The sequence below is a fragment of the Corynebacterium sp. HMSC075D04 genome, assembly GCF_001815635.1.
Taxonomy (GTDB): Bacteria; Actinomycetota; Actinomycetes; order Mycobacteriales; family Mycobacteriaceae; genus Corynebacterium; species Corynebacterium coyleae.
In genome coordinates, this window is sequence record NZ_KV821357.1 from 25949 (window position 1) to 38674 (window position 12726).

Genomic DNA, 12726 nt, shown 5'->3' on the forward strand with positions numbered 1-12726 from the left:
TAGCGGGGAACTATGTAAGCGAGTATACCGTTTTGGGTTCGTCTGTCAACCCCTTCGGGCAACAACCTAAAACGGCAGCGCAGGCAGCGTCAATCCCGGGATGAGGCCCGCCGCGCCGGCGCCCACAGCACCGAATACACCGAGCAGCGCCACGACAATCAGAGCGATGTGGTCCGGGGCGAGGGCCATGCTTATCGACGACGGCGCCACCGGCACGACCCTATTCACATCCTTGCCGCAATCCGCGTATCGCTGGGCGGTGTACGAGGCGGCGTTGGCAAGGTAGGCGGCCTCGGAATGACTAAACGGGCTGTCGGCGGTGACGGTCAAACCCCGCGAGGAGTGCTTCAGGTCATCGAGGACTAGTGCGCTTGAGGTGTGGGTGACGCCGGGTTCCCAAAGTTTGGCGTCGTCGATTTGAGTGAGTGTGCCCCAGCCGTTCTCGCCGATGCCGGCGCGCAGCTCGGTCTGCTTCTTCTCCCACAGGGCAAGTGCGTCGGCGCGGGAGCCGTTGTAGAAGATGAGGTCGTCGCCAAGTACGCCCGCGGCCAGCGCCGGGACCTGGTCGGCGTTGTACTCGATGAAGCACTGGGCGGAGCCGGAACCAGCACCAGGCGTGCCCGTCGCCGCACCAGCAACAGGAACCGACGCAGCAGAAACAGCAACCAGCGAGCAAACCGCCACAGACACCAAAGACTTACGCATAGCCAGAAACCCTAGACCAATTCCGGCTACTGCGCCCAGGAAATGCGGACGTCAAAATCCTCCTGCTCGGTGCCCTGCACGAGTGCGGCGATGTGGCTGCGTACGAGGTGTTCGGTGCGCTCCCGCGCGCGGTCCAACAAGCCCTGCGACACGGCCTTGTCGCGCGCGGTGTCCTCTTGGCCGGCGATGAAGGTGGTGACGTCGTCGACACGAATTTGGTTGATAGGGTTCATGGACTGGTCGTAGACCTGCACGCTGTCGGCGTTGATGTGGGCGCTGAGTACTTCCACGGACGGCAACACGACATCAATCGACGAAGAGCCGACCGAAACGTCGATGGCGGATGTGTCACGGATGCCGGCGGTGACGCGGCCGTCGTAAGTTACCAGGAAGTTGCGGCCGGTAAACGGCACGCGCAGCCCGAGAACCTCGAGGCCTTTCTGGTCGAACTTGCCCACGTCGGAGAAGACGTATTCCTCCACGGAGAGTTCGGCGATGTCTTCGAACGACGCCCCGATGGTGGTGGAGTCCACCCGCGTCTCCCCCATCCCGATTACGGCTGGGCGCAGCATGACAAGCAGCAACCCTGCCACGGCCAACACGGCGATGACTGAGGTAATGACGGAGGTCACAACGACGCCACTGCGGCGTGGCTGGCGCGGCGCGAGGTGTAATTCTTGGGCGGTACTCACATCTGGTGATCTTAATTGCACCCCATATTCGGATGGTTTGTACACTCGTTGGAACCTTTGGGCGTACGCGGCTGAAGGATGTATCTGGCCACCGCACGGAAGAGATTACGATGACCGGTTCCACGCGTATCGACGAAACCCGCGCCGACAAGCAGCGCGAACAAAAACAAGACAAACAGAACCAGAACCAGAACCAACAAGACGGCATGACCGGCTTCCTCGGCTGGATCGAGCGAATAGGCAACAAGCTGCCGGACCCGTTCTGGCTGTTTGTCATTTTGAGCGGCGTTGTCGTCGTGTCCTCATGGATTGCCAGCAAGGCGGGCTTGTCCGCCATCGACCCGGCATCGGGCGAGGAGATCCATGTAGAAAGCCTGCTGACCGGCGAGAACATCTCGCGCATGGTCACGGATGCAGTGGAGAACTTCATCGCGTTCCCGCCACTGGGTGTGATCCTGGCGGTGATGCTTGGTGTCGCCGTGGCGGAGCAGACGGGTCTGCTGGCGGCGATGGTGCGCGCGATGGTGGACAAGGTCAGCGGCAAGATGCTGACGTTCATGGTCGCGCTTGCCGGCGTGACCGGTTCGATCGCCTCTGATGCGATTTACGTGATCATCATTCCGCTGGGCGCGATGGCCTTTCATGCGGTTGGGCGCTCGCCGGTGGTGGGTGCGATGGTGGCGTTCGCGGCGTCGTCGGCAGGCTTTAACTCCTCGCTGATCCTGAACATTACGGACCTGCTGCTCGCCGGCATTTCCACCTCGGCGGCACAACTTGTCGACGCCAACTATGAGGTCTCCCCTCTTGCCAACATCTTCTTCGTCATCCCGTCCGCCATTGTGCTGGCGCTGGTGATCACTGCGGTGACCGAGTTTTATGTGGAGAAGAAGGCGCAAGCGCTTATCGACGACGACCACATCGACGAAGACGAACTCCAAATCAACGACTCCGCCCAGCCGGACGATTCCCACCTGACCGACGACGATGACCTCTCACTCACCCCACTGGAGCGCAAGGGCCTCGCGTGGGCCGGCGTGACGCTGGTGCTCGCACTCGTCGCCTACTTCGTCCTGCTGCTGGTCCCGGCCTCCCCGTTCGCACGTCCGGAGGAGGGCTTCATGGAATCGCCCTTGATCCGCGCGATTGCCGTGCCGATCACCCTGATCTTCTTTGTCACCGGCCTGGTCTACGGCCTGATCGTAGGCACCATCAAGGAAGCCGCGGACCTGCCGAAGTTTATGGCCAAGGGTCTGGAGTCCATGCTGCCGATCTTGGTGCTGTTCTTCGCCGTCGCCCAGTTCCTGGCGTACTTCCAGTGGTCCAACCTGGGCCCCTGGACCGCGATCAAGGGCGCGGAGCTGCTGCAAGCGTGGCATCTGCCGAACGCGGTGCTGTTCCTCGCGTTTGTGATCATGGTGGCGCTGATCAACCTGTTCATCACCTCCGGCTCTGCCCAGTGGGCGCTGATGGCGCCGGTGGTGGTGCCGATGATGATGTACGTCAACGTCTCCCCCGAGGTCACCCAGATGCTGTTCCGTATCGGTGACTCCCCGTCGAACATCATCACCCCAATGTCGCCCTACTTCGCCCTCGCCCTGACATTCCTGCAGAAGTACTACAAGAAGGCCGGCGTGGGCACCCTCATGTCGCTCGCCCTGCCGTACTCGCTGTGCATGCTTGCGGGCTGGTTCATCTTCTTCATGATCTGGTACTTCGCCGGCATCCCGCTCGGCCCCGGCTCCCCGATGGGCTACGAGGTATAGTCAGTACCGCACGACATTAAGCGCTGGGTGTTATGCCCAGCGCTTTTGCTTTGCGACGAGCACCTACCGGTAGTACACCGTGTCGCAACGGTTGTTGTCCGCGTAGTCAATCAGTTCCACATACGCATGACCGATTGGCGAATCCCGAACCTTTTGGGACCAGGATTGAGCTTTTCTTTGTCCTCCTCTGAGGCGGTGATATACATCGCCCACGTTTGGTCCCTGACCTCTTGGAAGTACCGCTCGCCGCGGAGAAACTTGAATTCCCCGTCATCCCAATCGCTAAACGACTCAACGGCCTCGCAGTGCGCCTTCTTTCGCACCTGGTCTGCTGCTTCGACAAGCGTGTTCTGGCTACCGCACGCTGTCAGCGTCGCCCCCACCGCACTTGCGACAGCAACAGTGGCGACCAGTTTCTTGAATGTGTTCATCTTCCTCATGTTCCACGATCCGCCAGCGCTTATTACTTTACGACGCCCCCTACCGGCCAATCTCCGACGGCTTGCAGACCGTGACCCGACGCATAAACGCTTCCGGAGCGCCCTGCTGGCGCAACTTGATGCCGTTGTAGCACCCCTGAGTCATGCCCGTGAAGGTCGTGCCGTCCGGCTTGATACGAGTCCACTTGCCGTTGACAAACTTGAAGGACTCAGTCCAGTCAGTTCCGTTTGCGCCTGCAACCGCCCACTTGCCGTCGCAGTAGGAAACGGAGGTGCCAAAGATTTTCGGCCACCCCGGCACAACAGCATCAAAAGCTTGCGGCGAACAGTTGCCACGGGCCGAGGCTGGGGCCGGCACCGGAACGCCCAACTCGCGAGCAGCACGAGCCAAATCTGGTGGAAGCTGCACCCAGCCCTGCTGAATAGCGAACACGCTACCCGCGCCAACAGCGGCGAGCGAGCCAATCACGATCGCGGCAATCGCCAGCGGGCTAAGTTCCGCGTTGGTACCAGCACCGGTGCCAGTCGAGCTGGCGTCTGTCTGCTCGCTGATTGCGCTAGCCACGGCGATGAGGTCACGCACCGCTTGCGGATCAATAGTTTGCTGTGCGGATGCAGCTGGGACGGCAACGGTGCTGCACAGCAAGGCGGCTGCGGCACCCGGTACGAGAAGATTCTTCTTCATGCGAATAAACCTAGACTGCTTCGCGTTTCCTGGCAGCGCTTTTGTTTTTGTCATTCCCCCGCACGTTTCCTGCAAACGTGTTTAAATCCAGTTGTCAACATTCCCGACACTTCCTGTGAAGGAGTTCTCGTGCCAAACAACATGAAGGACATGGAGCGCCTGCTCCGCGACTTCCAAAACCTGCTGCCGCAGATCATCGGCTCTATCGTCGCTGTGATCTCTGCAATCGCTGTCATCGTCGGCCTAATCAAAGGTGATGGCAACATCGGTGGCCAGAAGCCGTCCGACCGTCCTGGCGTGACCGCAAGCCCGAACCCGGGTAACTACTCGAAGCCGGAGTTCGCCGACGCCAAGTACCTCCACACCCACCGCGACCGCTTTTACAGAATGCAGTCTGGGGTTGGTGTGACGTTCAACGGCCAGGAGTACCCGAAGTCCTTGATCTCCACGAGTAACTATTACGAATCCGACGGGTACTTCGACGTGGACAAGAAATACTCCACGCTGAATTACACCGCGGCATGGGCCTCGAACATCCCGAACTCGGACGGTGTTGGAGTGATCGAGGTTTATCTGAATGGCGGCCTTCGCGACCGCGTGACAGTGAAGCCTGGCGAGTCCAAGACCCGAAACGCCGATATCCGTGGTGGCGGTCGCATTCACGTCAAGATGTATGCCGTGGATAAGACGGATGACAAACAGAAGGTCGCCCCGAACGGCCTGGCGGTGCTGACCCCGACGGTGAAGTAACCCCCAATCAAGCGTTGTGCCCCATCTCAAACGAGATGGGGCATTTTGCGTCCATGCCATCTCACGAACTGACGCCCTGCTTGCGGCGTCCACCAATAGCCATGAGACGCATTGCAATACGCGTTCACCTACACTGCATTCGAGGGGAGGAAGCAATGAGCTCAGTGAAAAACCCTACTGCACCGAATAAACGTGTCCAGAGGAATACAGGCGATCGCCCGAACGTCTCTCAAACCCGCGGAAAGATGACCGAGGTTCGTTCCGACTCGTCTAATCAGCAACGCCGTAACGACCCTCGACAGGCGGTACGCGAAGCACTCGACGAGGAGATGCGTTCGCGCCCAACGACGGTGTGGCAAGCGTTTTGGGAAGGCTTCAAGCGCGCGTAGGATTCCGCCAACGTGCAGCCTGACCTATTTAGCAGCGAAGACGATGGAATTGACTTCAGTATCTCCCGAGCAGCGGGGCGCTAACAGTCAGCGCATTTCCCCATCGCGCCTCCAAGTCGCCCGGTTAAGAAGGGGGCTGACAAAGGCCGATCTGGCAAATCGTATCGGGGTATCGCCATCGACCCTTTCGAAATGGGAAGCCGATGGTCCACCTGCCTCGAGATTCGCGTCCCTACTTGAGGACCTTGTCTCTACTTTAGATTTTCCTCCCGCTTTCTTTACCGCTGACGAAGTTGACATTCCATCCTTGGAACACACCCTCTTCCGTGCGGGTAGTCGCGCGACGCAGCAGCAGAAACTTGCGGCAATCTCTTCTGGGGTTAACGCGAAAATTTTGCTGAAGTGGCTCCGGTCCCATTTCAATTACCCCTCCCCTGACATCCCGGATCTCACTGGCATGGCCCCTGCTGAAGCCGCTCGCTACGTCCGATCCATTTGGGCGTTGGGAGATTCGCCCATTCCAAACTCTGTCCAACTTGCCGAATCGAAGGGGGTCGCGGTATTCGGTTTACCTCCCGCCGCCTTTGCTGTCGACGCGTTCTCTATATGGGAGGACGATCAACCGTTTATCTTCCTGGCGCGCAGAAGAACCCCGGAAGAAACCCGGTTCGACCTCGCGCACGAGCTCGGCCACCTACTCCTTCACAGTAAGAGCGATCCGGATTCCACTACCGATCGAGAGGACGAAGCAAACAAATTCGCTACAGAACTTCTCATCCCGGTCGACGTGATTCACGCAAACCTTCGACTGCACCCAAGTCTTGACGACATCCTCCGGCTCAAAACAAAACTAAAAGTATCCGCAATGGCTGCGGTCATGGCAGTTTTCAATGCCGGCAAGCTCAGCGACCGTCAATTTCGCCAGTACCTTGGGACACTTTCCAGCCGTGGGTTCCGGACCAGCGAGCCTGGAAGCGATTTACAGTACGAAAGATCGCGGGTCTTCGACTTCGTTTTTAGCCCGGAAGGTGGCCAGTCCGCGCGCAGCATCGCCGACGCTACTCACATCCCGGTACAAGATCTGCATTTTCTCACCCTGAACGCAGCAGCAAGCGCCATTCCTAGCCCAGAGCCCACGCATCCCAGCTCCCGCCCCTCCCTGTCTTCACACCGGCCGAACCTCCGAATAATCAAGGCTTAACTGCTCGCCCGTTGCATTTTGTCCATTCTGGTCGGCTGATCCACCTTCTTCAGAGTCCGCCGCTTTCTCGGCACCAGGCTCGGCCCGGCCAAGACGGACTACGGGGCTAGTCTGGCACCTACACCACACGAAAAGGCGGTAGAAATTCCTTTCAGCGTCTTTTCGCTTACCGACGAGCGCCTATACATTGGCGACGAACCCTCTCACAAATTTGTGTAACAGTTTGCCGATTACGGTAACAGCCACCAAATATAATTCAGTACATGATGCGGTTAACGGTGTACATGTTTCAATCGGGAACAACTCTGGAAACGGCCATCGACTCAGAGAAGGTTAAAGAGAAGAACTTCGAGCAAATAGACGAAATCCGCCTCGATAACTCTATTTGCTTTATTCAGACGCCAAGGCAAAAGAAACCGAAATGGGTCGGTTTCATTGCGCCTATCGCTGGATCAGAACTACCCTCTATCGCGACCCGTTCTGCTTCGGCAGTTCTTGCGATTGAAGCCTCAGATCGAATTTTTGCCATCCCATTTGGCTACGGTCGGGGCATTTTGAATCTCGACAAGATCGAACCAAATTTCGGATTGAAGGTTGCCCTCAACTCCGTCGATCCCAAAAAACTCAGAAGTTTAGATAAGAAGAACTACGAAGACATGGTCATCTCTAGCACGATTAGTCTAAGCAGTCAGTCCGATCTATCTAACTTCAGCCTCGACACGTACAGCGATATCCTTCGCCAAGCAACAGGCACCCCTATGGATCCTGATTTTGCCAATAGGGTGACCGGCGCCGACTCCTTAACTATCAATAAGGAGATCCAGGCTAACGAGCTCCCCGACTTTTGCGCTAACCTCAAGGCTCTCTTCGAACGCGAGAACTACAAAACGGAGTTTGGGTGGATCGACAACCTGCGAATTGTCAAGAACCGAAACCTTATCAAATCCCTCGATCAGATGCTCCTTGAAGATCTCAAAAACCAGCAGACCCGAAGGAGCCATTTGGCCTTGCCCGAGAACGTGGATTGGCAGGACATCGACTCCTTTAAGGTCCAAGGCACGAAGTCCGAAGACTTCGAAGAACTGGATTTGAACGACGTTCTTAACGCGATGGAAAATGACATCGACGATCTAACAATCGAAAAACTCAAACGCAGACGAGTCGGAGTTGTTTTTGCACGAAATGATGAACCCGACTATCGATGGTCGTTCTACCGATGCCTGGTAAGCGAGCAAGATTTAGATGACCACCTTTATGCGCTTATCGAAGGGTCCTGGTTTCAAATTCACAAATCCTTGGTCTCGGAGGTAAACACTTTCATAGATTCTTTACCGACCTCATCGGTAGAAATGCCGAAACACTTAAACGGAGAAACTGAACAAGATTACAACACGAGGCTCGCTGCCACTTCCGCTGACCTGCTCTTATTGGACCGTAAAACGGCTTCAGTTCCGGGCGAATCAGGAACCGTAGAGCTCTGTGACGTGCTCTCGAAAACAGGGGAACTAATCCACGTCAAGAGAAAGAGTCACTCATCCTCACTTAGCCACCTTTTCGCTCAAGGGCTGGTTTCAATGTCGACCTTGATTGGCGATAAGGACTTCAGAAGGAATCTACAAAACAAGATTAAAGCGGCGGTCGCGGACTCCGACCCTTCGCCATGGTTAAGTCTTATGGCCGAAAGTGATGGGCGGATCAGAGCAAATGGGTTCCAAGTGACTTATGCAATTGTCCCGACAAATTCGTACCTTGACAATCGTTGGCTGCCCTTTTTCAGCAAATTGAACTTAATGAGCCAAGCTAGGGCTCTCCGCATTATGGGTGTAGATGTCGCGCTAAACCGCATTCCTTCCGAGCGGTATGGTTAACAGCAATTTTCGTCTCGATCGTTGCGGGAACAGCTGCTCTAGAACTGCTTCAAATCTAGCTTGCAAACTCGCACTGAAGTGCCAAAACAGCGGCTACAGACGGCGCGCGGCGCGACAATGGACTAACGAACACCGAGCGACCCTCAAAATACGAAACTTAGCTAATCGCGTTGCTAGTCGTGCCTGGCGTCTGGGAGGTGAGTCTTAAGATAATCATAAACTTTTTCATAATCGCCGATATAGGCTGGACCAACATTTAGTGGCTGGGGATATAATCCATAGCCCTTAGTCACGCCCTTAACTGGATCCTTCGCCAAACAAGGGTAGAGGTGTTTCATCAACTTCCTTGTAGTATCGCTCCTTTTCTGCTCATCTCCGTCAAATGCGTTTTCACAGCACCGGTGAAACGACCCCAACGCGATATCCACTAGCGAATTGAATTTGGAAAATCGCGCAGATGTAAATGCGAAATGGATAATCTGTGGTATCCCAATCAACTTCTCCCCATATTCAATCTGACTCTGAGCAATTTTTTCTAGCTCCGTGTGCCCCCAATTCTCGTCGATTCGGTCTAGACAAACCGCCCCGGGATTTTCGCGCAGAAATGATTTGGCGTAATGACGGAACAGGTTTTCCATATTCCAGGTCACGCCCTCATTGCGCTTCAATGGGTTAGCAATTTTATGGTGAACCATGGTTACCAATAATTTGATACCGAGCTTGTTTATCAGTTCGAGAGCCTCTGACTTCGAAGCCGTCCACTCTGCGAATGTCAAATGGTCTGGACGACTATTGCTCGTAAATTTGAATAGGTCTGTGTCTCCATAGTCGTACTTTTCACGAATTGCCGCAACGCCCTTGGTGCCCGCGATAAATTGCTCTTCATCAGCGACCAAGCCTCCCAGGTAAAAGAAGGTTGTGTTGCCTGATCGTCCTGTTTCGTCGACATGAAATGTGTACATTTTGACCTTCTGCGTTTATGGGAAAGACTGAATCTGTTTTTCCTACGTTGCACACGAGCGATAAATTGCGAACCTACCCCTACACCCCAATCTCCGCCGGCGTACACACCGGCACCTCACGCATGAACGCCTCCGGCGCACCCTGCTGGCGCAGTTTGATGCCGTTGTAGCACGCCTGCGTCATACCCGTCCGCTTCATGCCATCAGCCGGAATCTTGGCCCACTTGCCGTCCGTGTTCTTAAAGAACAGAATCCAGTCCGTCCCCTTCGCACCCGCAACGGCCCACTTGCCGTCGCAGAAGTTCACGGTCGTACCGAAGCCTGCCGGCCACTCCGGCACAACCGCGTCAAACGCGCTTGGCGAGCACGAGTTCCCCGCCGGCTTCGCATTCTGCTTCGGCGCAAGCGCAGGCACCGACAGCGCCGACGCGATCGCTGCAAGCCCACCAAGCACCTGAGCGTTCAGCGGCTCCGGCAGTTCCAGCCACCCCTGCTGCACCGCAACTGCCCCACCAATACCAACGGCCGCCAGGACACCCAGCGAGATGCCCACAATGGCGCCATTGCTTAACGACGACCCCTCATCCCCCGCCGTACCTTCCTCCCGAGTAACAGCGCTATCGCCTTGCGAGGCGCTACTTTCTGCTAACGCATACGGAGCAACAACAGCAGAGGTGGATACGGCGGCAGCGACGCCGAGAGCAAGCATCGGTTTCTTCATGTCGCCCACCTTACTCACCATCACCGCTTATGTCGCGGGAAATAGCGCAATTCCCCACACTCCAAGCGAAACCGCCGCAGCGATGAGCAACCACCACACCACCCCGCGCGGCCGGCGAAACCACCGGTCCGCCACAAGCCACACCACCGAGGGGATAATCAGCGCCAGGCCCAAGAATGTCAGCGCACGCCAATCCTCAAAGCGCGGCGCCGTGAGCATGAACACCACGCCCAGCCCGATCAGGCCACCAGCAAGTGCGTGGGGACGAACCCCACCAACAGGAATAATCATAACCGCCACAGTAACGCACAAATACCCATATTTACCAGGCGATTTTGCACCTTCAACAATCCACGCTATTGTTATCTTTCGTTGCACAGCAATGAGCAACACAACAAAATATTCCTCCATAGCTCAGTTGGCAGAGCATTCGACTGTTAATCGAAGGGTCACTGGTTCGAGCCCAGTTGGAGGAGCAACAAGACGCCCCGCTCTCCGCATGCGGGGCGTTTTGGCGTTCAGCGTCAGACAAAGGCCAAAAGGGTGTCAGGTTCGGAGTATCGCCGGGCGCATCTACTGCTTGCCTCCACATAGAGCGATTCTCTCCGTAGTGTTGGCCGTACCTCAAGCAAAAGATGAATTTCCGAAGAATGGGCAATACTGAAAGGGACAACTAAATGTACGAATGATGGTTTAACAACGCTGTGGCGACCAACAAGCAACCAAGCGCCCTCTCTCACAAGCCCAAACATCAGCAAATCGACTGATCCAGATTGACCAACCCCCACTACTCCATCAAGAAGGTGAACGTCCTTCAAGAGCGACCAAAAATGGTTACACTCAGAATCCTCCAAGACTTTCGCCAAAGAATTCATGGTCTTGAGTCAGATTCGATAGGTCTCGAGTGGGACGAACGCCCCTTTAATCCAAAAGCAATCATTAAACGCTCCTGCGAGTAACCTTAAAACACAAATATTTTCAAGCCCCGTGGAGCACCCTAATGAAAAAGCCAAACCAATCAGCAAACCTATATAAGCCGTCCTGGATATTTTCAATGGCCGTAGGCTCTGCTGTCGGATGGGGCTCATTCGTATTGCCATATGATTGGATCCAGCAGAGTGGTTGGCTTGGCGCCAGTCTGGGGTTCACCATCGGTGGCGCGATCATTACCATAATAGGTTTGAATTACGGGGTTGCGATTAAGTGTTTGCCCGTAAGCGGAGGTGCAGTAGCTCATGCTCTTTCAGCTCGGGGACGACTTAGCGGCGCCATTGCGGGCTGGTCACTAGCCCTTGGCTACAGTTCGATTGTTGCTCTAAATGCGTCCGCAGTGCCACTAATTATTAGGTCTTTAAATCCCTATTCGGAGTCTGGTCTGCGCCTCTACTCTATTGCAGGATGGGATGTGTATCTTTCTGACGTTCTCGTTTGTTCAGCCTTTATCGTCGCTTTCGCTGTTATGGCTAATCATGGTGCTAGCATTTCGGGCCGCTTTCAGTTCATAGCGGTTGCTGCGATGATATCTACCGTCGCAATTCTCGTCGTATGGTCTCTAGCTCATTGCAATTTCTCCGAAGCTTTTTATCGACAGGCTTTACCAGATGGACAAACTCTTTTGGTGGCTACTGGTTCGGTCGTGGCTATCGCCCCTTGGGCCTATGTGGGATTCGACAGTATTCCCCAATTGGCTGGTGAATTCTCATTCCCACCCAAAAAGGCCCGAAAGCTTCTGGTCACAGGCATTATGAGTGCAACAATGATCTACATCGCAATGATTTTGGTAACTGCAGTTCTGACAGTTTCGGACCTAGAAATCTACAGAAACTCAGCATGGGCTATTGCCGATGCGGTTTCCGGCGCCTTCGGACCAATCGGCATGTTGCTTCTAATTGTTGCTGTTTCATCGGGTATAGTTACTGGCCTCAATGGATTCTTTACTGCAAGCAGTCGCACGCTGATGACTATGGGACGTGCGCGGATCCTGCCTGAAGTATTTTCCCGCCAAGATGGTAACCGTCAAGTACCCACAGTGTCGATCTACACAGTAATGTGCATTTGCCTTATTACACCGTGGTTCGGTCGTGCTGCTTTGAGCTGGATTGTAGATATGGCTAGCATCGGAATTACCGTCGCATACTTTTACACATCCTTGTGCGTACGCAAAATTGGTAAAACAGGTTTCAGTTTTGGTATGAATGAACGCCAACCAACAAGCACCAAGACCAGGCTTTTGGGCGACGCAGGATGCATTGTTTCACTTGCTTTTCTAGTTCTCCTTTTTCTCCCCGGAGCGCCCAGCAGACTGTCGCCCCAAGCATTAATGGCTCTAACGATCTGGATCGTAATTGCGATTGGAATGTGTACATTTCGTCGGAACCATATCCTCAAAACATCTGACGAAGTCTTAGCTAACGAAATATTCAACATGCACTTTAGTAAGCCCTTGAGTTGCACAGAAGAGCATCGCTAAATCGATACGCGGTTGATTCTGCAACCGTTCAAGGTTGCGTCCCTTGGTGTGGTGTAACGCTTGCTGATGGTGGGCCCTTG

Annotated in this window: 13 protein-coding genes, 1 tRNA gene and 1 pseudogene; 8 read left to right on the top strand and 7 right to left on the bottom strand. The window is 55.2% G+C overall.

Annotation, left to right across the window (positions count from 1 at the left end):
• Window positions 1-66: 66 nt before the first annotated feature.
• Together HMPREF3048_RS08610 and HMPREF3048_RS08615 are read right to left on the bottom strand one after the other, a co-directional pair.
• The gene (locus HMPREF3048_RS08610) at window positions 67-705 is read right to left on the bottom strand and encodes a hypothetical protein (RefSeq protein WP_070771882.1); all 639 of its coding nucleotides are present in this window, start codon (window positions 703-705) and stop codon (window positions 67-69) included.
• Between the two features lie 26 nt (window positions 706-731).
• On the bottom strand, window positions 732-1397 hold the full coding sequence (locus tag HMPREF3048_RS08615) for a DUF4230 domain-containing protein (protein WP_246818883.1): 666 nt from the start codon (window positions 1395-1397) through the stop codon (window positions 732-734).
• A 206-nt stretch (window positions 1398-1603) separates the two neighbouring features.
• Here HMPREF3048_RS08615 and HMPREF3048_RS08620 point away from each other — a divergent pair, with 206 nt between their 5' ends.
• On the top strand, window positions 1604-3160 hold the full coding sequence (locus HMPREF3048_RS08620; protein WP_070771892.1) for an AbgT family transporter: 1557 nt from the start codon (window positions 1604-1606) through the stop codon (window positions 3158-3160).
• Between the two features lie 110 nt (window positions 3161-3270).
• Here the strand turns inward: HMPREF3048_RS08620 and HMPREF3048_RS08625 are convergent, their stop codons facing one another.
• Window positions 3271-3591, bottom strand: a complete 321-nt coding sequence (locus tag HMPREF3048_RS08625) for a hypothetical protein (protein ID WP_070771883.1) — start codon at window positions 3589-3591, stop codon at window positions 3271-3273.
• Between the two features lie 49 nt (window positions 3592-3640).
• The gene (locus HMPREF3048_RS08630) at window positions 3641-4285 is read right to left on the bottom strand and encodes a hypothetical protein (protein ID WP_070771884.1); all 645 of its coding nucleotides are present in this window, start codon (window positions 4283-4285) and stop codon (window positions 3641-3643) included.
• Window positions 4286-4414: 129 nt separating this feature from the next.
• Here HMPREF3048_RS08630 and HMPREF3048_RS08635 point away from each other — a divergent pair, with 129 nt between their 5' ends.
• The 5 genes and pseudogenes from HMPREF3048_RS08635 to HMPREF3048_RS08645 all read left to right on the top strand — a co-directional run bounded on the left by HMPREF3048_RS08635 (window position 4415) and on the right by HMPREF3048_RS08645 (window position 8493).
• Window positions 4415-5035 carry a hypothetical protein gene (locus HMPREF3048_RS08635; protein WP_070614641.1) on the top strand — a complete coding sequence of 207 codons (621 nt, stop codon included), beginning with the start codon at window positions 4415-4417 and terminating at the stop codon, window positions 5033-5035.
• Between the two features lie 155 nt (window positions 5036-5190).
• The gene (locus tag HMPREF3048_RS12125) at window positions 5191-5424 is read left to right on the top strand and encodes a hypothetical protein (RefSeq protein WP_168167349.1); all 234 of its coding nucleotides are present in this window, start codon (window positions 5191-5193) and stop codon (window positions 5422-5424) included.
• A 43-nt stretch (window positions 5425-5467) separates the two neighbouring features.
• Window positions 5468-5683: pseudogene (locus HMPREF3048_RS12730) on the top strand (helix-turn-helix transcriptional regulator); the annotation flags it as partial.
• 48 nt (window positions 5684-5731) lie between these two features.
• Entirely contained in the window at window positions 5732-6625 is an 894-nt protein-coding gene (locus tag HMPREF3048_RS08640) for an ImmA/IrrE family metallo-endopeptidase (protein ID WP_246818884.1), read from the top strand.
• 263 nt (window positions 6626-6888) lie between these two features.
• On the top strand, window positions 6889-8493 hold the full coding sequence (locus tag HMPREF3048_RS08645; protein ID WP_070614643.1) for a DUF6119 family protein: 1605 nt from the start codon (window positions 6889-6891) through the stop codon (window positions 8491-8493).
• A gap of 173 nt (window positions 8494-8666) precedes the next feature.
• On the opposite strand, the gene HMPREF3048_RS08650 is transcribed toward HMPREF3048_RS08645, so the two are convergent.
• The 3 genes from HMPREF3048_RS08650 to HMPREF3048_RS08660 all read right to left on the bottom strand — a co-directional run bounded on the left by HMPREF3048_RS08650 (window position 8667) and on the right by HMPREF3048_RS08660 (window position 10467).
• Window positions 8667-9455 (bottom strand): hypothetical protein, encoded by a 789-nt coding sequence (locus HMPREF3048_RS08650; RefSeq protein ID WP_070614645.1) that lies wholly within the window; start codon window positions 9453-9455, stop codon window positions 8667-8669.
• 79 nt (window positions 9456-9534) lie between these two features.
• Entirely contained in the window at window positions 9535-10176 is a 642-nt protein-coding gene (locus HMPREF3048_RS08655; RefSeq protein ID WP_070614647.1) for a hypothetical protein, read from the bottom strand.
• Between the two features lie 27 nt (window positions 10177-10203).
• Window positions 10204-10467 carry a hypothetical protein gene (locus HMPREF3048_RS08660; RefSeq protein WP_070614649.1) on the bottom strand — a complete coding sequence of 88 codons (264 nt, stop codon included), beginning with the start codon at window positions 10465-10467 and terminating at the stop codon, window positions 10204-10206.
• A 112-nt stretch (window positions 10468-10579) separates the two neighbouring features.
• Between HMPREF3048_RS08660 and HMPREF3048_RS08665 the strand changes: the two genes are divergently transcribed.
• Window positions 10580-10652, top strand: a tRNA-Asn gene (locus HMPREF3048_RS08665).
• A gap of 524 nt (window positions 10653-11176) precedes the next feature.
• A complete protein-coding gene (locus HMPREF3048_RS11845) occupies window positions 11177-12646 on the top strand; it encodes an APC family permease (RefSeq protein ID WP_083308918.1) in 1470 nt (489 codons plus the stop codon).
• Window positions 12647-12726 lie beyond the last annotated feature (80 nt).

What these genes read in the sequence shown, in the direction of transcription:
- HMPREF3048_RS08610 (WP_070771882.1), bottom strand. Translation starts at nt 705, where the DNA reads ATGCGTAAGTCTTTGGTGTCTGTGGCGGTTTGCTCGCTGGTTGCTGTT.
- HMPREF3048_RS08620 (WP_070771892.1), top strand. Translation starts at nt 1,604, where the DNA reads ATGACCGGCTTCCTCGGCTGGATCGAGCGAATAGGCAACAAGCTGCCG.
- HMPREF3048_RS08625 (WP_070771883.1), bottom strand. Translation starts at nt 3,591, where the DNA reads ATGAACACATTCAAGAAACTGGTCGCCACTGTTGCTGTCGCAAGTGCG.
- HMPREF3048_RS08630 (WP_070771884.1), bottom strand. Translation starts at nt 4,285, where the DNA reads ATGAAGAAGAATCTTCTCGTACCGGGTGCCGCAGCCGCCTTGCTGTGC.
- HMPREF3048_RS12125 (WP_168167349.1), top strand. Translation starts at nt 5,191, where the DNA reads ATGAGCTCAGTGAAAAACCCTACTGCACCGAATAAACGTGTCCAGAGG.
- HMPREF3048_RS08645 (WP_070614643.1), top strand. Translation starts at nt 6,889, where the DNA reads ATGATGCGGTTAACGGTGTACATGTTTCAATCGGGAACAACTCTGGAA.
- HMPREF3048_RS08650 (WP_070614645.1), bottom strand. Translation starts at nt 9,455, where the DNA reads ATGTACACATTTCATGTCGACGAAACAGGACGATCAGGCAACACAACC.
- HMPREF3048_RS08655 (WP_070614647.1), bottom strand. Translation starts at nt 10,176, where the DNA reads ATGAAGAAACCGATGCTTGCTCTCGGCGTCGCTGCCGCCGTATCCACC.
- HMPREF3048_RS08660 (WP_070614649.1), bottom strand. Translation starts at nt 10,467, where the DNA reads ATGATTATTCCTGTTGGTGGGGTTCGTCCCCACGCACTTGCTGGTGGC.
- HMPREF3048_RS11845 (WP_083308918.1), top strand. Translation starts at nt 11,177, where the DNA reads ATGAAAAAGCCAAACCAATCAGCAAACCTATATAAGCCGTCCTGGATA.